20 protein-coding genes are annotated in these 20,663 nt (G+C 73.2%); 16 read left to right on the top strand and 4 right to left on the bottom strand.

Features of this window, described 5'->3' with window-relative positions; translation table 11 throughout:
- Positions 1 to 7 precede the first annotated feature (7 nt).
- Positions 8 to 763 (bottom strand): amino acid ABC transporter ATP-binding protein, encoded by a 756-nt coding sequence (locus ADY59_RS31045; RefSeq protein ID WP_049569505.1) that lies wholly within the window; start codon positions 761 to 763, stop codon positions 8 to 10.
- Between the two features lie 137 nt (positions 764 to 900).
- Between ADY59_RS31045 and miaB the strand changes: the two genes are divergently transcribed.
- Together miaB and ADY59_RS31035 are read left to right on the top strand one after the other, a co-directional pair.
- The gene (miaB, locus tag ADY59_RS31040; RefSeq protein ID WP_049569502.1) at positions 901 to 2,394 is read left to right on the top strand and encodes a tRNA (N6-isopentenyl adenosine(37)-C2)-methylthiotransferase MiaB; all 1,494 of its coding nucleotides are present in this window, start codon (positions 901 to 903) and stop codon (positions 2,392 to 2,394) included.
- Between the two features lie 30 nt (positions 2,395 to 2,424).
- Entirely contained in the window at positions 2,425 to 3,312 is an 888-nt protein-coding gene (locus tag ADY59_RS31035) for a LysR family transcriptional regulator (RefSeq protein ID WP_049569499.1), read from the top strand.
- On the opposite strand, the gene ADY59_RS50465 is transcribed toward ADY59_RS31035, so the two are convergent.
- Positions 3,313 to 3,480 (bottom strand): hypothetical protein, encoded by a 168-nt coding sequence (locus tag ADY59_RS50465; protein WP_156325845.1) that lies wholly within the window; start codon positions 3,478 to 3,480, stop codon positions 3,313 to 3,315.
- On the opposite strand from ADY59_RS50465, the gene ADY59_RS50460 reads away from it, so the two are divergent.
- The 4 genes from ADY59_RS50460 (at position 3,467) to ADY59_RS31015 (ending at position 6,216) form a co-directional block, all read left to right on the top strand.
- The gene (locus ADY59_RS50460; protein WP_156325844.1) at positions 3,467 to 3,733 is read left to right on the top strand and encodes a hypothetical protein; all 267 of its coding nucleotides are present in this window, start codon (positions 3,467 to 3,469) and stop codon (positions 3,731 to 3,733) included. The genes ADY59_RS50465 and ADY59_RS50460 overlap by 14 nt on opposite strands.
- A 266-nt stretch (positions 3,734 to 3,999) precedes the next feature.
- Positions 4,000 to 4,563 carry a hypothetical protein gene (locus ADY59_RS31025; protein WP_049569493.1) on the top strand — a complete coding sequence of 188 codons (564 nt, stop codon included), beginning with the start codon at positions 4,000 to 4,002 and terminating at the stop codon, positions 4,561 to 4,563.
- A 159-nt stretch (positions 4,564 to 4,722) separates the two neighbouring features.
- Positions 4,723 to 5,475, top strand: coding sequence for an isocitrate lyase/PEP mutase family protein (locus tag ADY59_RS31020; protein ID WP_049569491.1), 753 nt, complete (start codon positions 4,723 to 4,725; stop codon positions 5,473 to 5,475).
- A 30-nt stretch (positions 5,476 to 5,505) separates the two neighbouring features.
- The gene (locus tag ADY59_RS31015) at positions 5,506 to 6,216 is read left to right on the top strand and encodes a hypothetical protein (protein WP_049569488.1); all 711 of its coding nucleotides are present in this window, start codon (positions 5,506 to 5,508) and stop codon (positions 6,214 to 6,216) included.
- Here ADY59_RS31015 and ADY59_RS31010 read toward each other — a convergent pair.
- Positions 6,170 to 7,081, bottom strand: a complete 912-nt coding sequence (locus tag ADY59_RS31010; protein ID WP_049569487.1) for a ribonuclease Z — start codon at positions 7,079 to 7,081, stop codon at positions 6,170 to 6,172. The genes ADY59_RS31015 and ADY59_RS31010 overlap by 47 nt on opposite strands.
- Here ADY59_RS31010 and ADY59_RS31005 point away from each other — a divergent pair.
- Genes ADY59_RS31005 through ADY59_RS30980 form a run of 6 tightly spaced genes read left to right on the top strand, consistent with a single transcriptional unit; the run spans position 7,080 to position 13,205 of the window.
- Positions 7,080 to 7,604, top strand: a complete 525-nt coding sequence (locus ADY59_RS31005) for a methylated-DNA--[protein]-cysteine S-methyltransferase (protein ID WP_197093944.1) — start codon at positions 7,080 to 7,082, stop codon at positions 7,602 to 7,604. The two genes, ADY59_RS31010 and ADY59_RS31005, sit on opposite strands and share 2 nt — an antisense overlap.
- An 11-nt stretch (positions 7,605 to 7,615) precedes the next feature.
- Positions 7,616 to 8,521 (top strand): tRNA (adenosine(37)-N6)-dimethylallyltransferase MiaA, encoded by a 906-nt coding sequence (miaA, locus tag ADY59_RS31000; RefSeq protein WP_082310538.1) that lies wholly within the window; start codon positions 7,616 to 7,618, stop codon positions 8,519 to 8,521.
- 9 nt (positions 8,522 to 8,530) lie between these two features.
- Positions 8,531 to 9,343 carry a diaminopimelate epimerase gene (gene dapF / locus ADY59_RS30995; protein ID WP_049569481.1) on the top strand — a complete coding sequence of 271 codons (813 nt, stop codon included), beginning with the start codon at positions 8,531 to 8,533 and terminating at the stop codon, positions 9,341 to 9,343.
- A gap of 50 nt (positions 9,344 to 9,393) precedes the next feature.
- Positions 9,394 to 10,149 (top strand): SCO6745 family protein, encoded by a 756-nt coding sequence (locus ADY59_RS30990; RefSeq protein ID WP_231618979.1) that lies wholly within the window; start codon positions 9,394 to 9,396, stop codon positions 10,147 to 10,149.
- 19 nt (positions 10,150 to 10,168) lie between these two features.
- Complete coding sequence (locus ADY59_RS30985; RefSeq protein ID WP_049569479.1) at positions 10,169 to 12,445, top strand: hypothetical protein; 2,277 nt, start codon at positions 10,169 to 10,171, stop codon at positions 12,443 to 12,445.
- A 1-nt stretch (position 12,446) separates the two neighbouring features.
- On the top strand, positions 12,447 to 13,205 hold the full coding sequence (locus tag ADY59_RS30980; RefSeq protein WP_049569477.1) for an SDR family NAD(P)-dependent oxidoreductase: 759 nt from the start codon (positions 12,447 to 12,449) through the stop codon (positions 13,203 to 13,205).
- Position 13,206: 1 nt separating this feature from the next.
- Here the strand turns inward: ADY59_RS30980 and ADY59_RS30975 are convergent, their stop codons facing one another.
- Positions 13,207 to 14,190 carry a helix-turn-helix transcriptional regulator gene (locus ADY59_RS30975; protein WP_049569468.1) on the bottom strand — a complete coding sequence of 328 codons (984 nt, stop codon included), beginning with the start codon at positions 14,188 to 14,190 and terminating at the stop codon, positions 13,207 to 13,209.
- A 144-nt stretch (positions 14,191 to 14,334) separates the two neighbouring features.
- Here ADY59_RS30975 and ADY59_RS30970 point away from each other — a divergent pair, with 144 nt between their 5' ends.
- From ADY59_RS30970 to ADY59_RS30955, 4 genes are all read left to right on the top strand, one after another.
- Complete coding sequence (locus tag ADY59_RS30970) at positions 14,335 to 16,728, top strand: GcvT family protein (protein WP_049569466.1); 2,394 nt, start codon at positions 14,335 to 14,337, stop codon at positions 16,726 to 16,728.
- Entirely contained in the window at positions 16,725 to 17,927 is a 1,203-nt protein-coding gene (locus ADY59_RS30965; RefSeq protein WP_049569465.1) for a sarcosine oxidase subunit beta family protein, read from the top strand. Before ADY59_RS30970 ends, ADY59_RS30965 begins: the two co-directional genes overlap by 4 nt.
- Positions 17,927 to 18,178 (top strand): sarcosine oxidase subunit delta, encoded by a 252-nt coding sequence (locus ADY59_RS30960; RefSeq protein WP_049569464.1) that lies wholly within the window; start codon positions 17,927 to 17,929, stop codon positions 18,176 to 18,178. The genes ADY59_RS30965 and ADY59_RS30960 overlap by 1 nt, the downstream gene beginning before the upstream one ends.
- The coding region (locus ADY59_RS30955; RefSeq protein ID WP_049569463.1) for a 2Fe-2S iron-sulfur cluster-binding protein at positions 18,175 to 20,663 on the top strand (2,489 nt) is incomplete at its 3' end. The genes ADY59_RS30960 and ADY59_RS30955, both read left to right, overlap by 4 nt.

Below are 20,663 nucleotides of genomic sequence, written 5' to 3'. Positions count from 1 at the left end.
TTACTCGTCAGTGCGTAAGGATCTTCGAAAGGAAGTCGCGCGCTCGATCGGTCTGCGCGTTGGTGAAGAACTCGTCAGGGGTGTTCTCCTCGACGATCTGCCCGTCGGCCATGAACACCACCCGGTTGGCCGCCCGCCGGGCGAACCCCATCTCGTGCGTGACGACCATCATGGTCATCCCGTCACGGGCCAGTCCGATCATGACGTCGAGCACCTCCTGCACCATCTCGGGGTCCAGTGCCGAGGTCGGCTCGTCAAAAAGGATCATCTTCGGATCCATCGCCAGGGCCCTGGCGATCGCCACCCGCTGCTGCTGTCCCCCGGACAGCTGCGCGGGGTACTTGTCGGCCTGTGCCGCGATCCCGACCCGCTCCAGCAGCTCCATCGCCCGCGTGTCCGCGGCGTCCTTCGCCTGGCGGCGCACCTTGACGGGGCCCAGGGTGACGTTCTCGCGGATGGTCTTGTGGGCGAAGAGGTTGAAGGACTGGAACACCATCCCGACTTCGGACCTCAGCCGTGCCAGCGTCTTGCCCTCTTCCGGCAACACCTGGCCGTCGAAGACGATCCTCCCGCCGTCGATGGTCTCCAGCCGGTTGATCGTCCGGCACAGGGTGGACTTCCCACCGCCGGAAGGACCGATGACGACCAGAACCTCGCCACGAGAGACGGTCAAGTTGATGTCCTTCAGGACGTGCAGCGCCCCGAAGTGCTTGTTGACGTTCTCCATCTGCACGAGTGGAGTGACGTCCCCGTTCTCCGTCATGGAGTCAAACGGTAGAGGCACGAAGGGCGCTGGTCACTAACCGACCGGTACCGATCCGATCACATCGTGCCGTCAAGCTGGACTTTTAGCTCCGAAGGGCTGCCGCGATCCGCACAACGACTACCCTTGAACATGCGATGACTGTGACCCAGGAGAGCGCCCGCACCTACCAAGTGCGCACATACGGGTGCCAGATGAACGTGCACGACTCCGAGAGGCTGTCCGGCCTGCTGGAAAACGCCGGTTACGTGCCCGCGGCCGACGGCGAGACCGCCGACGTGGTCGTCTTCAACACGTGCGCCGTGCGCGAGAACGCCGACAACCGCCTCTACGGCAACCTCGGCCACCTGCGACCGGCGAAGGTGTCCAACCCGCGCATGCAGATCGCCGTGGGCGGCTGCCTGGCGCAGAAGGACCAGGGCGAGATCGTCCGCAAGGCGCCGTGGGTCGACGTGGTGTTCGGCACGCACAACATCGGCTCCCTGCCGGTCCTGCTGGAGCGCGCCCGCGTCGAGGGCGAGGCGCAGGTCGAGCTCAAGGAGTCGCTGGAGGTCTTCCCCTCCACGCTGCCGACCAGGCGCGAGTCCGCCTACGCCGCCTGGGTCGCGATCTCCGTCGGCTGCAACAACACGTGCACGTTCTGCATCGTGCCGGCGCTGCGCGGCAAGGAGAAGGACCGCCGTCCCGGCGACGTCCTGGCCGAGGTGCGCACGCTCGTCGAGCAGGGCGTCCTGGAGGTCACGCTGCTCGGCCAGAACGTCAACACCTACGGCGTCGAGTTCGGCGACCGGCTGGCGTTCGGCAAGCTGCTGCGCGCCTGCGGCGACGTCGAGGGCCTGGAGCGGGTCCGGTTCACCTCGCCGCACCCGGCCGCCTTCACCGACGACGTCATCGCCGCCATGGCCGAGACGCCCAACGTCATGCACCAGCTCCACATGCCGCTGCAGTCGGGCTCGTCGCGGCTGCTCAAGGCGATGCGCCGCTCCTACCGGGCCGAGCGCTACCTGGGCATCATCGAGCGCGTGCGCGCCGCGATGCCCGACGCCGCGATCTCCACCGACATCATCGTCGGCTTCCCCGGCGAGACGGAGGACGACTTCCAGCAGACCCTCGACGTCGTACGGCAGAGCCGCTTCGCCAACGCCTTCACCTTCCAGTACTCCATCCGTCCCGGCACCCCGGCCGCGACCATGGACGACCAGATCCCCAAGGAGGTCGTCCAGGAGCGCTACGAGCGGCTGGTCGCCCTTCAGGAGGAGATCTCCTGGGAGGAGAACAAGAAGCAGGTCGGCCGCACCCTGGAGGTGCTGGTCGCCGAGGGCGAGGGCCGCAAGGACGACGCCACCCGCCGCCTGTCCGGCCGCGCCGCCGACAACCGGCTCGTCCACTTCGACACCGGCGGCCAGGCCCCCCGGCCCGGCGACATGGTGACCGTCGAGGTCACCTACGCCGCGCCGCACCACCTGGTGGCCGACGGGGCGCCGCGCGCCGTGCGCCGCACCCGCGCGGGCGACGCGTGGGAGGCCCGCCAGGGCGCCCCGGCGCAGGGGCCGGGCGTGCTGCTCGGCATGCCGTCCATCGGCCGCCCGGCACCGCTCCCGCCGGTCGCGGACGGCTGCTCGGCGCACTGACCTCCGGGTCGTGGCGCGGAAGGCGGGCACGTGGAGCTGCGGGACATCGAGATCTTCCTGACGCTGGCGGAGGAACTGCACTTCGGCCGCACCGCCCAGCGGCTCCACGTCACCCAGGCCCGCGTCAGCCAGTCGATCAGGAAGCAGGAGCGGCGGATCGGCGCGCCCCTGTTCGACCGCACCAGCCGGGTGACCCGGCTCACGCCCATCGGCGAGCGGTTGCGGGCCGACCTCACGGCCGGATACGGCCTGATCAAGGAGGGTGTCGAGGCCGCGGCCGCCGCCGCCCGGGGCGTGTCCGGGGTCCTCACCGTGGGCACGATGGGCGGGATGGCCCGGGCGATCACCGATGTGACCGAGCTCTTCCAGACCCGGTATCCGGCCGCCGAGCTCCGGTTCCGCGAGGTGCGCCTGTCGGACCCGTTCCTGGCGCTGCGGTCCGGGGTGGCCGGCGTGGCGCTGCACTGGCTGCCGGTCCGCGAGCCGGATCTCGTCGTCGGCCCGGTCCTGCGCACCTCGCCGATGATGCTCATGGTCCCCGCCGGGCACCCGTACGCCGGCCGCGAGTCGGTGTGCCGGGAGGACCTGGGCGGCTGCACCGTCGCGACGATCTCGGGCCCGCCGCCGGCCTACTGGGAGGCGGCGAACGTGCCCGCCACCACCGCCGGCGGGCGGCCCGTGCACCGCGGCCCGGTGGTCACCACCTGGCAGGAGGTGCTGACCGCCGTCGCGGCCGGGCAGATCGTGCAGCCGGTGCAGGCCGAGGCGGCCCGCTTCTTCCCCTGGCCGGACATCGTCTACGTGCCCTTCCGCGATCTGCCGCCCGGCCGGTGGGCGCTCGTCTGGCCGGCTCGCGGTGAGACGCCGCTGGTGCGGGCGCTCGTCCAGGCGGCCCGTGACCTCGGGTACGAAGACTGATCAGCGGCTGAGCTGGTCCAGGAACCGGTAGCAGGGGTCACGCCGGAAGTCGCGGAAGGTGGCGCACGGATCGGGGCCCAGCCGCGCCGTGGCCGTCGGAGCCGGCGTCGCCACGGCGGGCGGCGGCGTGGTCTTCGTCACCGCCGTCCCCGGCGTGGTCTTCGTCACGGCCGCCTCCGGCGTGGAGACCGGCGGGCCGGGAGTGGCCTTCGGGGGAGGAGGCGCGCTGGACGACGGGGTTGCGGCGGGCGAGGACCGCACGGCGGGCGGCGGCACCGCGTGCGCCCACCCGGGCGTGCCGACCGGCGAGGGCACGGCCGGCGCGCGGGCCGAGGATGAATCCGAAGGCTCCGGGAGAACCGGTGATGACCAGGGAGTTCGTACGGACGTGCTTGATCCATGGAAAAGCGGCTTTTCCTGATCGAATTCCGGCACGCTTTTCCGCGCCTGATTCCGCGGAGCGGTGAACGCCAGCAGAATGCCGAGACCGGCGACCGCCAGGACCGCGATCACCCCGGCGGCGGGCGCGAGGCGGCCCCAGCTACCTGGGCGAATGGATCTAAGGGGGGACAAGTCGTGATTCCTTTGTGATTGTTGCGCGAGCATTCAGCCGTTGCGGCTAGTGTGGTCCATCGCCCGCGGAAGCCGGAGAGCTTTCCCGATACGACCGCAGGGAGCTGTAGCACCATGCAAGATCCGACCGAGCCGGATCGCCAGGAGATCCTCGACGGGCCGGGCGACCGCCGTCGCAGACCCGGCAGGAACAACAAGAAGACCGCCATCATCGCCGCCTCCGTCGTCGCCGTCGCCCTGGCCGTCGGAGGAGCGGGTTACCTGCTGACCGGTGACCCGGCAGGCACGACCCCCGCCTCGACCCAGCAGCAACAGGCCGACCCCGCCCCCGACCCCGCCGAGCAGGAACTCCTGGGCGAGGAGGAGGCCGAGATGGGCGACGCCAAGACAGACACCCCGTCCGAGGGGACCCCCGACGACAGCGTCGGTGACGGCGTCGGCGATACCGCCGGCGACCCGGGCACCGGTGACGCCGACCAGGGTGACGCCGACTCCGGCGGCACCCCGACGACCGGCGACACCGGAGACTCCTCCGACGAGGGGTCCGCCGGCAAGAAGGACGACAACACCGGTAAGAAGCCCACGACCGCTCCCAAGCCGGCCGAGGAGCCCGCCGACACCCCGGCGGACGGCCCGGCGGGCAGCGTGAGCGGGCAGTGCGCCAAGAACGGCTGCTGACCAGGGTTCTCCTTCGCGGGCTGTGAAGGCAGCGCGGGGATGCGCGTCCGTCCACCCTCCGGACCGCGCCCCGCGCTCCCCTGACCCCCGAAGTGGTCCGGCGTTAACCGCCGGAACTGGACCTACAGGCGCGGGCCACCGCTTCGTAGGCTTCCGGGCATGACGATTGACAGAGCCGCCGCCCTCCGGGCCCTGCACGTGCCCGGCGAACCGCTGATCCTGCCCAACGTGTGGGACGCCGCGTCGGCGCGGGCCGTCCGGGAGGCGGGATTCCCGGCGGTCGCGACCGGGAGCGCGGCGGTGGCCCGGGTCCTGGGCTACGACGACGGCGAGCAGACCCCGGTCGGGGAGATGCTGGCCGCGGTTGCGCGCATCACGCGGGTCGTGGACGTGCCGGTGACCGCCGACCTGGAGCGCGGGTTCGGGCTGGAGCCGGCCGAGCTGGCGGAGCGGCTGGCCGCCACGGGCGCCGTCGGTTGCAACCTGGAGGACTCCGACCCGCGCACGGGCGAGCTCGTGGACATCGCGGCGCAGGCGAAGTTCCTGGCGGCGGTGCGGGCCGAGGCGGGCCCCGGGCTGGTGGTGAACGCCAGGATCGACACCTACATCACCGGCGACCCCGGCCGCGCGGCGGCGGTGACGCGGGCGCGGGCCTATCTGGACGCGGGCGCCGACTGCGTCTACCCCATCGGGCTGGCCGACGAGAGGGAGATCGAGGCGCTGGTGGCCGAGGTTCCCGGGCCGGTGAACATCCTGTTCAGGCCGGGGGTGCCCGATCTGGCGCGGCTGGCCGGGCTGGGCGTGGCCCGGGTGAGCTACGGGCACGGGCTGCACCAGGCCGCGCACACGTACGCGGTGGGGATGATCGAGGCGATCGGGCGGGGGCGCGACCCCTACGAGCCCCGGGAGTGACGGCTCGGGGGCCCCACTACGCTGACGCCTGTGCTTGTCGCCGCGGCCGTCTGCCCGCACACCCCGCTGCTCGTCCCCGCCCTGGCCGGCGCCGGCCAGGGCGAGCTGGACGACCTCCGCTCCGCCTGTCACGAGGCGGTCGCCGCGCTGCGCTCCGCCGGGCCCGACCGGCTCGTGGTCGTCGGCGGGGCCGCCGCCGGCGGGACGTTCGACGGGTGGGCGGCGGGCTCGCTGCGCGCCTACGGCGTGGACGTCACGACCGGGGCGGGCGAGCCGGTGCTGCCGCTGTCGCTGACCGTCGGCCGCTGGCTGCTGGAGCGGGCCGCGTACGACTTCGGCGCGGTCCGGCTGCGGGCCGTGGCGTCCGGCGCCGAGCCGGACGAGTGCCTGGCGCTCGGCGCGGAGCTGGCCGGCGACGGGCGGGTGGCGATGCTCGTGATGGCCGACGGGTCGGCCTGCCTGACCGCGAAGTCGCCGGGGCACCACGACCCGGCGGCGGGCCCGTACGACGACCAGGTGGCGGGCGCGCTCGCCGGCGGCGACCACGAGGCGCTGGCCGCGCTCGACCCCGGCAAGGCCGACCGGCTCTGGGCCGGCGGCCGGGCGGCGCTCCAGGTGCTGGCCGGGGCGGCGGCGGGCGGCGGGTTCGGCGGCCGGCTGCTCGCGCGGGCGGCACCCTACGGCGTGGGCTACTTCACCGCCGTATGGGAACGGCGCGGCGCGGCACCGGGATCTTCATGAGGTCCCTGGCCAGGATCACCTCGCCGTCGAACGAGCGCCGCACCTCCTCCAGGAACGCCGCCTCCTGGGTGAGCCCGTAGCGCTCGGAGAAGTGCGTGAGCACCAGCCGCCGCACGCCCGCGTCGGCCGCCACCAGGCCCGCCTCGAACGCCGTCAGATGCCCGTACTCCTTGGCCAGCGCGCTCTCCGCCGACAGGAACGTCGACTCGATCACCAGCAGGTCCGCCCCGTTGGCGAGCTCGAAGACGGTGTCGCACAGCCGGGTGTCCATCACGAACGCGGCGCTCTGCCCCGGCCTGGGCACGCTGCACTGGGCGAGCGTGACGCCGCGCACCGACCCGGTGCGCTGCAGCTCGCTCACCTCCGGGCCGCGGATGCCGTGCGCCGCCAGCTTGTCGGGCAGCATGCGGATGCCGGGCGGCTCCTGGACGCGGTAGCCGTACGACTCGACGGGGTGCGACAGGCGGCGGGCGGTGAGCGGGCCGACCGCGGCGTGCTCGTCCGAGACCGGGTGCTCCTCGATGACCTGTGTGTCGGCGAAGACGGCGGCGTGCCGCAGCCGCCGCCAGTAGGGCATCCCGGAGGCGGGGAAGACGGCGCGCACCGGATGCCGGACCCGGTCGCGGGCGATGCGCTGCACGACCCCGGGCACACCCAGGCAGTGGTCGCCGTGGAAGTGCGTCAGGCAGATCCAGTGCACGTCATGGGCGCTCACCCCGGCGTGCAGCATCTGCCTCTGCGTCCCCTCGCCGGGGTCGAAAAGGTAGCCTTGGCCGTCCCAGCGCAGAAGGTAACCATTGTGGTTGCGGTGCCGGGTCGGCACCGCGCTGGAGGTGCCGAGGACCACGAGCTCACGTGAGGACATGATGGCCGCATCTGCCGTAACCGTCGCGTTCGCCGAGGTGCCGACGCCGGTCGGCGCGTTCGTGCTGGCGGTCACCGAGGACGGCCTGGCCGCGTCGGGCTGGGGCGCCCGGGAGCGGCTGGGCGACCGCCTCGGCCTGCCTGAAGTTCATGACCCGGATCGTACGGGTTTCGTGGCCGAGGAGTTGCGTGCTTATTTCGACGGCGCGCTGCGGCGCTTCGAGACGCCGATCGACTGGCGCCTGACGTCCGGCTCGCGCCGCCGCGTGCTGCAGGCCCTGTACGAGATCCCGTACGGCGCCGCCGTCACCTACGGTGAGCTGGCGGAGCGCAGCGGCTCGAACGTGCCCGCGCGCGGCATCGGCTCGATCATGGGCTCCAACCCGCTGCCGATCGTGGTGCCCTGTCACCGGGTGGTCGCGGGCAACGGGCTGGGCGGGTTCAGCGGCGGCGTGGGCGTGGAGACCAAGCGGTGGCTGCTCACCCACGAGGGCTACCTGCAGCCGACGCTGCTCGATCTGTGAAAGTGGCCGGTGTGCGCGAACAGCCAGTCATCGCCGTGGTGGGCCCCACCGCGGCCGGGAAGTCCGATCTCGCCGTGGACATCGCGCTGCGGCTGGGCGGCGAGTGCGTCAACGCCGACTCCATGCAGCTCTACCGCGGCATGGACATCGGCACCGCCAAGCTGACCCCCGAGGAGCGGCGCGGGGTGCCGCACCACCTGCTCGACATCTGGGACGTCACGGTGACGGCCAGCGTGGCCGAGTACCAGAAGCTGGCCAGGGCGCTGATCGAGACCGTCGACGTGCCCGTGCTGGTCGGCGGCAGCGGCCTGTACGTGCGGGCGGCGATCGACGACCTGGAGTTCCCCGGCACCGACCCGGAGATCAGGGCCAGGCTGGAGGCGGAGCTGGCCGAGACGGGGCCGGCGCCGATGCACGAGCGGCTGCGCGGGCTCGACCCCGTCGCGGCGGCGGTCATCCTGCCCAGCAACGGCCGCCGCATCGTGCGCGCGCTGGAGGTGATCGAGCATTCCGGCCGGCCGTTCTCGGCGACGATGCCGTCCTACGACGCGGTCCACCCCAGCGTGCAGATCGGGCTGGAGGTGCCCAGGCCCGAGCTCGACGAGCGGATCGCCGTCCGGGTCGGCCGCATGTGGGAGGCCGGTCTGGTGGAGGAGGTGCGCGGGCTGCTCGGGCGGGGGCTGGCAGAGGGCCGCACGGCCGGGCTGGCGCTCGGCTACGCGCAGGTCGTCCGGTTCCTGCGGGGGGAGTGGAGCGAGGAGCAGGCCCGCGAGGAGACGATCCGGGCCACCAGGCGTTTCGCCCGGCGGCAGGAGTCGTGGTTCCGCCGCGATCCCCGGGTGTGCTGGCTGCCCTACGACGCCCCCGACCTGCTCGACCGGTCCCTGGCGCGGATAGCGGGGGAAGGCTGCGCTTAAAATTCGAACATGCGCTTTCTCAAGGGGCACGGCACCGAGAACGATTTCGTCATCCTCCCCGACCCTGACGGCGAGCTCGACGTGCCCGCCACGCTGGTCGAGAAGATCTGCGACCGGCGGGCCGGGATCGGCGCCGACGGCGTGCTCCGGGTGGTGCGCACCGAGCAGGCTCCCGAGGTGGCCGATCAAGCCGGGCTGGCCGAGTGGTTCATGGACTACCGCAACGCCGACGGCAGCATGGCCGAGATGTGCGGCAACGGCGTGCGCGTCTTCGCCCGCTACCTGGCCGACGCCGGGCTGCTCGATGCGGACGAGTTCGGCGTGGCGACCCGGGGCGGAGTCCGCCGGGTGCGGCTGGAGCCCTCCGGCGACGTCAGAGTCGACATGGGCAAGCCGCGCGTGGGCGGCACCAGCGTCACGACCGTCGCCGGTCAGGAGTACGAGGGCGTCTGCGTCGACATGGGCAACCCGCACCTGGCCTGCTCGATCGGCGACCCGGTGGTCCAGCTCGACCTGTCCCACCAGCCGAACTTCGACCCGGGGGTGTTCCCGGCCGGGGTCAACATCGAGCTGTTCAACGCGGTGGGCACCAGCCGGGCGGTGATGCGCGTCTTCGAGCGCGGCTCCGGTGAGACCCGCTCCTGCGGCACCGGCGCCGTCGCCACGGCGGTCGCGGCGGCCGCGCTGTCGGGCGACACCACCGGCACCTGGACGGTCGAGGTGGTCGGCGGCACGCTCACCGTCACCCTCGACGAGGAGACCAGCTACCTGAGCGGCCCGGCCGCCATCGTCGCCGCCGGGAACCTGATGCTTGCAGAATGATGTTCTCCTGAGGGATTCTGGGTCTGCTCACCGAACCGAGAGGGGTGGAGATGGCGGACCCGCGAGCCACGGCGGTGGCGGTCAAGGGGCCCATCGGGCACTACGGCGGTGGCTTCATGGTCTCCCGGGAGGCCAAGGCCATCTGCGAGGAGCACGGCCTGGGCCCTCGCGAGCTCTACTTCCGCGGACGCTGCGGGGTGCTCGGCGAGTGCGACGCGGACGTGGTCGTCTCCGTGGCGGTCTTCTTCCCGCCCGCGCACGTCGCCGACAACTGGAACGGCGGCCGCAAGATGCCCGTCGAGCAGGCCGTGGAGCTCTACGCCGAAGCCTGCCGGGAGTGGGGCAGGCGCAAGCTCGGCGGCTACGACGGCTGCGCCAGGATCGCCGAGCTGCTGGAGCCGGTCGTCGAGCGGGCCTCGCCGGTCGGCGCGCCGCTGTTCGCCGGGTGGCGGGCCGTGCCCCTGGCCGACGACGCGCCCGCGCGGGCCGCGCAGCTCCTGCACGTGGTCCGCGAACTGCGCGGCGGCCTGCACGCCAACGCCGTGCTCGCGGCCGGGCTGCACCCGCTGGACGCGACGCTCGCCGCCGCGCACGACGGCACCCCGTTCGGCCCGGCCCCCGGAGAGGTGATCGCCCGCTTCTTCACCTGGCCCGAGCCGTACGCCACGCCCGCCCCCGAGGTGATCGCCCGCCGGGCCGCTGTGGAAGAGGTCACCGACGATCTGATGGCACCGGTGTTTTCTACCCTCAACGATGACGAATCGGACGAGCTCATCGAGCTTCTGCGTTTTGGGCACGCTGATTGACCTGGCAGACTGACTGCCCATGGACGTGGACATCTGGGCCTGGGTCGGCGAAACCCAGCAGCAGCTTTCTGAGGCGGGCAACGTCGGCCTCGCCATGGCGCTGGGAGACCTCCCCGCACAGGCCTATGAAGGGCGCTACCCGCAGCTCGACGTGATGGCCCCGGCCATCGCGCAGCAGGCGGACACCCTGGAGCTGCCCTGGCTGGAGTTCTACGCCCGCTATTGGCACCTGGTCGGCCGCATCGGCGACCGCGCCCAGGGCGCGGTCGCGATCGAGGACGCCGAGCACCTTCTCGCGTTCGCCCAGCGCGAAGAGGTGCGCTCCTGCCCGGCCACGCCGGCCGCGGTCGAGGCGCTCGCCATCGCCTGGGCCAACGCCGACGGCCCGGGTTACGCCGCCGAGCGCCTGGAGAAGCTGGGGGCCGCCATCGAGCGGGCCGAGCCCGCCGATCCGGCCTACACCGGTCTCGTGACGCAGTACGTCGCGGCCCTCGTCGACGCCGGCCGGGCCGGCGAGGCCGTCACCTACGCCGAGTCCGCCGTCGAGGGGCTGCGCGCCGCCGGCCGCGAGGCGAGCTGGGAACTGGGCGCCGAGAGCGCCCGCGCGCTGCTCGCCGACGGCCGCGCCGAGGACGCGCTCACCGCGCTGCAGGCCGCCTCCGGCTTTCAGGCCGACGACCCGGTCGCCAAGGACCACCGCGACGGCGTCCGCCGCGCCCTCATCCTGGGCACTCTGGGCCGCGCTTCCGAGGCCGTCGACGCGCTGCCCGACCTCGACGTGGTCGGCGAGCACCCGAGGGTCTTCGTCGAGTGGGCCCGCGCCGTCAGCCTGCTGGCGAGCTCGTCCCAGATCACCAACACCTGGCAGCTCGGCCGCGTGCTGCGCCAGTGGATCGACTACTTCGGCATGATGGGCGGCTACCGCGCCCGCGTCGAGCTCGCGCTGGTCGCGGGCGACCTGGCGATCGCCCGGCAGGGCGTGTGGCAGGCCAGGCTGCTGGCCGACCTGGCCGAGTCGGGCGCCGGCGAGCTGCGCGACGCCTCCGGCGTGGCCGAGCGGATCGCCGCGCTGCGCGCCGCCGCCGACGCCGCCACCGAGCCCGAGGCGCCCGGACCCCTGGAGGAGCGCGTCGCCTTCTTCGACGCCGCCGACGGCTACAACGCCGACCCCGAGCGCTGGGTCGGCTGGCTGGCCCCGCTGTCCGGCCACGACATCGAGGCGACCCGCCGCCACACCACCACGCTCGGCTTCCTCGGCTACCCGGCCTCCGGCGCCGACATCTACTGGCAGATGCTCGTCGACAGCGGCGACATCGCCACCGCCGACACCGACGACGTCGCCTACCTCACCACGCTGCTCATCGAGGCCCGTCAGGACGAGCGGCTGGAGCAGATGGCCGGCAAGCTGCCGCACGACGCCAAGTGGCTGACCCTGGCCCGCCTGCACAGCGCCCGCGAGCGCTGGGCCGAGGCACTCGACGCCGCCCAGCACGCGGTGGCCGCCGGCGCCGGGGTCGAGGCCCGCCGCCTGCTCGCCGGCGCCGCCCAGCAGCTCGACGAGAACGCCAGGGGCGCCGGGGCGCTGCTGGAGACGCTCGACGAGCTCGGCGACGAGGACGTCTGGCGCATGATCGTCATGGCGACCGCCGCCGAGGACTGGGACACCGTGCGCAAGGGCGCCGCCAAGATCGGCATGCCGATCAAGTCCACGGAAGGGCCGATCGAGGAGGAGATGGGCCTCATCCGGGTCATCCTCCCGGCGCCCGACGGCGGCCAGCGCCAGGTGCTGTCCATCCGCACCGGCCCCGCCACCGCCCGGCTCGCCCTGCCGCAGCCGCGCGGGATGGAGTACAACGCGGGCGACCTGGTCGTCTTCGACCCGCAGCTGCTGGAGCCGCTGCCCGAAGACCCCCAGGAGCAGCAGAACTTCGTGCCCCCGTTCGCCGCGGTCAGCATCCTGCGCCCCGGCGGCTACACCAGCTACTTCTTCGACGGCGCCGCGCCGAACGAGGCCGACTGGACCGAGTTCACCGAGGTCATGGCCGAGCGCGGCTGGCCGATGTGGGTCTACAGCGACGAGAACTACAAGGTCACCCACCCGACGAGCGGCGAGCAGATCCCCGGCGTGTTCGGCTGGGTCGCGGTGCCGCCCGACGTCTCGGCGGTCGAGGTCGACGCCCTGCTCGACGACGCCACCGAGCGCTGGTCGCACCCGCTGGCCTGGCTCGACCTGGCGCGCGAGGTCGACGTCGAGGTCGAGCGGCACGAGCGGATCGTCAAGGAGTACGGGCTCTAGCATGCTGGGTCGCTTCAGCCTCGACGGCAAGGTCGCCGTCGTCACCGGCGCGTCCTCGGGGCTGGGCGTCGCCTTCGCCCGCGGCCTGGCCGAGGCGGGGGCCGACATCGTGATCGGCGCCCGCCGGGCCGACCGGCTGGCGGAGACTCGGCGGCTGGTCGAGGAGACCGGCCGCCGGTGCCTGGCCGTCCCCACCGACGTGACGCGGGTCGAAGACTGCGACGCCCTGGTCGCGGCCGCCGTCGACGGGCTGGGCGGCGTCGACGTGCTGATCAACAACGCGGGCGTCGGCACCGCCGTGCCGGCGCTGCGCGAGACGCCGGAGGAGTTCCGGCAGGTCGTCGACATCAACCTGCACGGCACCTACTGGATGGCGCAGGCGTGCGCCAGGGTGATGCGGCCCGGCTCGTCGATCGTCAACATCGGCAGCATCCTCGGCGAGACCACGGCCGGGCTGCCGCAGGCCGCCTACAGCGCGTCCAAGGCGGCGGTGATCGGGCTGACCCGCGATCTGGCCCAGCAGTGGACCGGGCGGCGCGGCATCCGGGTCAACTGCCTGGAGCCGGGGTTCTTCGCCTCCGAGATGACCGAGCAGTACAGGCCCGGCTATCTGGAGACGATGCTGGAGCTGCGCGTGCCCATGCGGCGGGCGGGCGATCCGGCCGAGCTGGTCGCCGCCGCGATCTTCCTGGCGAGCGACGCGTCCTCGTACATCACTGGGGTGACGCTGCCCGTCGACGGCGGGATTTTGATCACCTAGGTCAGGGGAGCAGGTCCTGGCGGGCGGCCAGGAAGCCGGCGTGGAAGCGGGTGCGGGCGCCCAGCCGGTCGGCGATCGCCTGCACGCGGCGCTGCACGGTGCGCGGGCTGAGGCCGAGCTGGCGGGCTATCGCGTCGTCCTTCAGGCCGACGGCCAGCAGCGCCAGCACCTCCTTGTCGGCCGGTTGCGGCCACGCCTCGGGCTCGACCGCGTCCGCCGACAGCCGCAGCGGCACCGCCGCCCGCCACAGCACCTCGAACAGGCCGACCAGCGCGTCCAGCAGCGCCGACGGGTGCACGACGAGAGCGCTCTCCACGGCCCGGTTCTCGTCGGAGACCAGCGGCAGCATGGCCGTGCGCCCGTCGGCGATGGCCAGCTTGACCGGCACCTGGCCGAGCCTGGCCTGCTCGCCGTCGGCGATCGCGCGGCGGGTGTGTTCCAGCATGCCGGGCTCCTCGAAGGCCATCGGCCCGTAGATGCCCCGCGTCGGCGCGCCCTTGCGGGCGGCGCGCTGCAGGTTCTCCTGGTCGTCGCTGATGTCCACCGCGTACGGCGGGTGCACCAGGACGAGCATCTCGGCCGTGGCGTTGCGTTCGAGCTGGAGGTAGCGGCGGGCGACGGCGTCGCGGCCGTTGACCACCTCCAGCACCTCCTCGGGGTGCGGCCCGGTGCGGTCGGCCATCTCGGTCGTGAGCAGCGCCGCCGCCGCGCGGCTGTGCGTGATCTCCTCCTGGCGCCGCGCCACCAGCACGTCGATCGCCACGTTCGGGGGCGTCGCGATGACCCGCAGCGGCCGGCCCGCGACGCGGGAGATCAGGCCGAGGTCCTCCAGCCGGGGCAGCATCCGCCGGATGGCGCCCGCCGAGGCCCCGGTCTCGCCGGCGAGCTCGTTGAGCGTGGCGGGGCCGTGCCGCAGCAGTGCCCGGTACGCCGTCTCCTCGGCGACGCTGACCCCGAGCCCTTCCAGTAACCGCCGTTGCGCCACCGCTCACCGTCCCGTCATCGGGCATCAGCGTAGGGCTGCGCCGGGAAACGGACAATTCGCGGGCCTTGTCGGGGATCGCGCCGGGCTTTATGTTCGTTGCGTAATCCGGTCCGTGTTGCGCATTAAGGAACAACCGGAGGGCCCATGGCGAGCCGGCCTCGTACCGTGATCATTGGAGCCGGCATCGTGGGCTGCGCCCTGGCCGACGAGCTCACCGGCCGGGGGTGGACCGACGTCACCGTGCTGGACCGCGGGCCGCTCTTCGCCACCGGCGGCTCCTCCTCCCACGCCCCCGGCCTGGTCTTCCAGACGAACCCGTCCAAGACCATGACTGAGTTCGCCGCCTACACCGTGCGCAAGTACGCCGCGCTCGGCTGCTTCGAGCAGGTCGGCGGCCTGGAGGTGGCCACCACCCCGGAACGCTGGCTCGACCTGCACCGCAAGCAGGGCTGGGCCGAGTCGTGGGGCGTCGAGGGCCACCTGGTCGACACCGCCCGCTGCGCCGAGCTGTGGCCGCTGCTCGACCCCGGCAAGGTGCTCGGCGGGTTCCACGTGCCCACCGACGGGCTGGCCGCCGCCGTGCGCTGCTGCGAGGCGCAGGCCGGGCGGGCGATCGGGCGCGGCGCCCGCTTCCTGGCCGGCCACACCGTGGTCGGCGTGCACCACCAGGGCGGCCGGGTCACCGGCGTGGCCGTCGAGAGCGCCGACGGCTACCGGGTCGTCGAGGCGGACGTGGTCGTGTGCGCCGCCGGGTTCTGGGGGCCGTCGATCGGCGCGATGGCCGGGCTCACCGTGCCGTTGCAGCCGCTGGCCCACCAGTACGCCAGGTCGGCGCCGGTGCCCGGAGCGGCGGCCGGGCCGATCCTGCGTCACCAGGACCGCGACCTCTACTTCCGCCACCACGGCGACCGGATCGGCGTCGGCTCCTACTCCCACCGCCCCATGCCCGTCGCCCAGCACGAGATCGGCCCCGGGGGCACCACGATGCCGTCGGTGCGGGCGTTCACCGAGGAGGACTTCGAGCCCGCCTGGCGCGACGCGGCCGAGCTGCTGCCCGCGCTCAAGGAGGTCGCCTACCAGGACGGGATCAACGGGATCTTCTCCTTCACGCCCGACGGGTTCCCGCTGATCGGCGAGGCGCCGGGGCTCGACGGGTTCTGGATGGCCGAGGCGGTCTGGGTGACGCACTCGGCGGGCGTCGCCAGGGCCGTCGCCGAGTTGCTGGTCGACGGCCGCTCCGGGTACGACCTGCACGAGTGCGAGCTGAGCCGGTTCGAGCCGGTCCAGCTCGCCCCCGCCTACGTCACCGAGCGGGGCAAGCAGAACTTCGTCGAGGTCTACGACGTCATCCACCCGCTCCAGCCCATGCTGGCGCCGCGCCCGATGCGTACCAGCCCGTTCCACGCGCGCCAGCGTGAGCTGGGCGGCTACTTCCTGGAGGCGGCCGGGTGGGAGCGGCCGCACTGGTTCGAGGCGAACCGGCCGCTCGTGGAGCCGCTCGGCGGCGAGCCGGTCCTGGGCGCCGGCCCGCGTGACGAATGGGCCGCGCGGCACTGGTCGCCGATCGCCGCCGCCGAGTCGCACGCCACCCGGGAGGGCGTCGCGCTCTACGACATGACGCCGCTCAAGCGGATCGAGGTCGGCGGGGCGAAGGCCGCGGCGTTCCTGCAGCGGCTGATGACCAACGACGTCGACAGGAAGCCGGGCTCGGTCACGTACACGCTGCTCCTGGACGCCGGGGGCGGGATCCGGTCGGACCTCACGGTGGCGCGGCTGGCGGAGGACCGGTTCCAGATCGGCGCGAACGGCAACCTGGACCTCGACTGGATCACCCGGCACGCGCCCGGCGACGTGTACGTGCGCGACATCACGCCGGGGACGTGCTGCGTCGGCGTGTGGGGGCCGCGCGCCAGGGAGCTGGTCCAGCCGCTCACCGACATGGACCTGTCCCATGCGGGCTTCCGCTACTTCACCTGCAGATCCGGCTACGTGGGTCTGGTGCCGGTGACGGCGATGCGCGTCTCGTACGTGGGCGAGCTCGGCTGGGAGCTCTACACCACCGCCGACCTGGGGCTCAAGCTGTGGGACACGCTCTGGGCCACCGGGCTGCCGGTCGCGGGCGGCCGGGCCGCGTTCAACAGCCTGCGGGTGGAGAAGGGCTACCGGCTCTGGGGGGTCGACATGACCACCGAGCACGGTCCGTACGAGGCCGGGCTGGGCTTCGCGGTCAAGGCCGGCAAGGACTTCGTCGGCAGGGACGCGCTCACCACCGAGATCAGCCGCAAGCTGGTGCCGTTGCTGAGCGCCGAGGTGGTCATGGGCAAGGAGCCGGTCCGGCACGCGGGCCGCACGGTCGGGTACGTGACCAGCGCCGCGTACGGGCACACGATCGGGCGGCCCATCGCGTACGCGTGGCTGCCGATCGAGCTGACGGCCCCAGGGACACATGTGGATATTTCCTACTTCGGACGGCGGGTTCCCGCCGAGGTCGCCGCCGAGCCGCTGTACGACCCGCAGATGGAGAAGATCCGACGGTGACCCACCCCGACTTCCTGTGGCGCGACCCCGACCCGAAACCCGCCTACGACGTGATCATCGTCGGCGCCGGCGGCCACGGCCTGGCCACCGCCTACTACCTGGCCCGCGACCACGGCATCACCGACGTGGCCGTGCTGGAGAAAGGCTGGCTGGCCGGCGGCAACATGGCACGCAACACCACGATCATCCGCTCCAACTACCTGTGGGACGAGAGCGCCGCGCTCTACGAGCACTCGCTCAAGCTGTGGGAGGGGCTGAGCGACGAGCTCGACTACGACCTGCAGTTCAGCCAGCGCGGCGTGCTCAACCTCGCCCACAGCGTCGGCGACGTGCGCGAGGGCAGGCGGCGGGTCAACGCCAACCGGCTCAACGGCGTGGACGCCGAATGGCTCGACGCCGGCGACGTCAAGGAGTTCTGCCCCGTCCTCGACGTGTCCGGTTCGGCGCGCTACCCCGTCCTGGGCGGCACGCTGCAGCGCCGGGGCGGCATCGCCAAGCACGACCACGTGGCCTGGGCGCTGGCCCGCAAGGCCGACGCGTACGGGGTCGACCTGATCCAGGGCTGCGAGGTCACCGGCTTCGAGATCACCGGCGGCCGGGTCGGGGCGGTGCTCACCTCGCGCGGCAGGATCGCCGCGGGCAAGGTCGCGCTCGCCGCCGCCGGGCACACCTCGGTGCTGGCCGAACGAGCCGGGATCAGGCTGCCGCTGCAGTCGCACCCGCTGCAGGCGCTGGTGTCGGAGCTGCTGGAACCGGTGCTCGACTGCGTCGTCATGTCGAACGCGGTGCACGTCTACGTGAGCCAGGCGCACAAGGGCGAGCTGGTGATGGGCGCGGGCATCGACGCCTACAACTCCTACGGGCAGCGCGGCGCCTTCCACGTGATCGAGGCGCAGATGGCGGCGGCGCTGGAGCTGTTCCCGATCTTCAGCCGGGTGCGCGTGCTGCGCACCTGGGCGGGCATCGTGGACGTCTCGCCCGACGCCTCGCCGGTCATCGGCCTGACTCCGGTGGACGGACTGTACGTGAACGCGGGCTGGGGCACCGGCGGGTTCAAGGCCACGCCCGGCGCCGGCTCGGTGTACGCGCACACGATCGCGCACGGCGTCCCCCATCCGCTGGCCGAGCCGTTCGCCCTGGAGCGGTTCGGCACCGGGGCGCTCATCGACGAGCACGGCGCGGCGGCGGTGGCGCACTGATGATGCTCATCCCCTGCCCGCACTGCGGCCCCCGCGACGAGAACGAGTTCCACTACGGCGGCCAGGCCGGGATCGCCTACCCCGAGACCCCCGCCGAGCTCACCGACGACGACTGGGCCGGGTACGTGTTCCGGCGCGACAACCCCAAGGGCTGGTTCCACGAGCGGTGGTTCCACGTGCACGGGTGCCGCGTCTGGTTCACCGTCGAGCGCCACACGGTCACCCACGAGATCCGGGATGCCCCTCCATGACGCGTCTGCCCTCCGGCGGTCTGATCGACCGTTCCGTCACCCTTCCGTTCCGCTTCGACGGCCGTCCGCTGCACGGGCATCCGGGCGACACGCTCGCCTCCGCGCTGCTCGCCGCCGGGCAGCGCGGCGTGGGGCGCAGCGTCGAGCTGGGCCGCCCGCGCGGCGTCTTCACCGCCGGGCCCGAGGAGCCGAACGCGCTCGTCCGCGTCGGCGCCGACCCGATGCTGCCCGCCACGACCGTCGAGCTGCGCGCCGGGCTGGAGGCGTGGAGCCTGCGCGGCAAGGGCCGCCTCAGCCCCTCCGCTGAGGGGCCGCGCGGCGACAAGGCGTACCTGCACTGCGAGGTGCTGGTGGTCGGCGGCGGCCCCGCCGGGCTGGCCGCCGCCCTGGCCGCCGGGGAGTGCGGGGTCCGGGTCATCCTCGTCGACGACCGGCCCCGCCTGGGCGGCGACCTGCTCAGCAGCCGGGTTCCGCTGGACGGGGCGCCCCCGCTGGAGTGGGTGGCCTCGGCCGAGCGCCGGCTGGCGGCGATGCCCGAGGTCCGCGTCCTGACCAGGACGTCGATGATCGGCTACTACGACCACAACTACCTGGTCGCCGTCGAGCGCCGGCAGGCCGGGGAACGGCTCTGGCACTTCCGGGCGAGCCGGGTCGTGCTCGCGACCGGCGCGCACGAGCGGTCGCTGCCCTTCCCGGGCAACGACCGGCCCGGCGTCATGCTCGCCTCCGCCGCCCGCGCCTACGCCAACCGCTACGGGGTCCGGCCGGGGCGGCGGGCGGTCGTCTACGCGTGCGCGGACTCCGGGTACGAGGCGGCGCGCGACCTGGAGGCGGCCGGGGTGGAGATCGCCGCCGTCGTCGACCCGCGCCCCGGCCCGCGCCCCGGAGCCCGCTGCGGCGTGATCACCGGGACCACGGCCGACGGCGACGGCCTGCTCATCGGCGTCCGCGTCGGCGGCCGGCACGTGGCCGCCGACCTGCTCGCCGTCGCGGGCGGCTGGAACCCGGCCGTCCATCTGTTCAGCCAGTCCCGGGGGCGGGTCGTGTTCGACGACGGGCTCCAGGCGTTCGTGCCGGGCCCGTCCGCCCAGGCCGAGCGGTCCGCCGGCGCCTGCCGCGGCCTGTACGGCACCGCCCGCGCGATCGAGGACGGCCACGCCGCCGGGCTCGAAGCGGCCCGGGGGACCGGGGGGCGTCCCACCCCGCGCCCCGCTGCGGACCGCGAGGCCGTGGCGTACGGGGCGGCGTACTGGGGGGAGCTCGCCCCCGACCCCACCGCGTTCGTCGACCTCCAGCGGGACGTGACCGTGGCGGACCTGGCCAGGGCCACCGGCGCCGGGATGCGCTCCGTCGAGCACGTCAAGCGCTACACCACCGCCGGCACCGGCGCCGACCAGGGCAAGACCTCGGGCGCGCTCGTGGTGGGCGTCATGGCCGCGCTCCTGGGAGCCACGCCCGGCCAGGTCGGCACGACCACGTACCGCGCGCCGTACGTGCCGGTGGCCTTCGCGACGCTCGCCGGCCGCGCCAGGGGCGAGCTGTCCGACCCGGTCAGGACGACGGCCATGCACGACGCGCATGTCGCCAGGGGAGCCGTGTTCGAGGACGTGGGCCAGTGGAAGCGGCCCCGCTACTTCCCGGCCGCCGGCGAGAGCATGCGGGAGGCGGTGCTGCGCGAATGCCGCGCCGCCCGTACCGGGGTGGCCGCGATGGACGCCTCCACCCTCGGCAAGATCGACATCCGGGGCCGCGACGCCGGCGCCTTCCTGGACCGCGTCTACACGAACCTGTACTCCACGCTCGCCGTCGGCGCGTGCCGCTACGGCCTGATGTGCACCGCCGACGGGATGGTCTTCGACGACGGCACCACCACCAGGCTCGCCGAGGACCACTTCCTCATGACCACCACCACCGGCAACGCGGCGGCCGTGCTCGACTGGCTGGACGAATGGCACCAGACCGAATGGCCGCACCTCGACGTCCGCCTCACCTCGGTCACCGACCACTGGGCCACCGTCGCCGTCGCCGGTCCGCACGCCCGCCGCGTCCTCGCCGCCGTCGCGCCGGACGCCGTGGACCTGGCCTTCATGCGGTACGCGGACACCCCCGTGCTCGGGGTCGCCGGGCGGGTGTTCAGGATCAGCTTCTCCGGCGAGCTGGCGTACGAGGTCAACGTGCCCTGGCCGTACGGGCGGGCGCTCTGGGAGGCGGTGCTGGACCTGGGCGCGGTGCCGTACGGGACGGAGGCCATGCACGTGCTGCGCGCCGAGAAGGGCTTCCCCATCGTCGGCCAGGAGACCGACGGCACCGTCACCCCGCAGGACCTCGGCATGTCCTGGATCGTCTCCCGCCGCAAGCCCGACTTCGTCGGCAAACGCTCCCACGCCCGTCCCGACACCTCCCGGCCCGACCGCAAACGGCTCATCGGCCTCCTGCCCGACGACCCCGCCACCCTCCTGCCGGAAGGCGCCCAGCTCCTCCCCCT

Source organism: Nonomuraea sp. SBT364 (assembly GCF_001083785.1).
Taxonomy (GTDB): domain Bacteria; phylum Actinomycetota; class Actinomycetes; order Streptosporangiales; family Streptosporangiaceae; genus Nonomuraea.
Note: the sequence above shows the minus strand (reverse complement) of the source record. Positions and strands in the feature narration are given on the sequence as shown.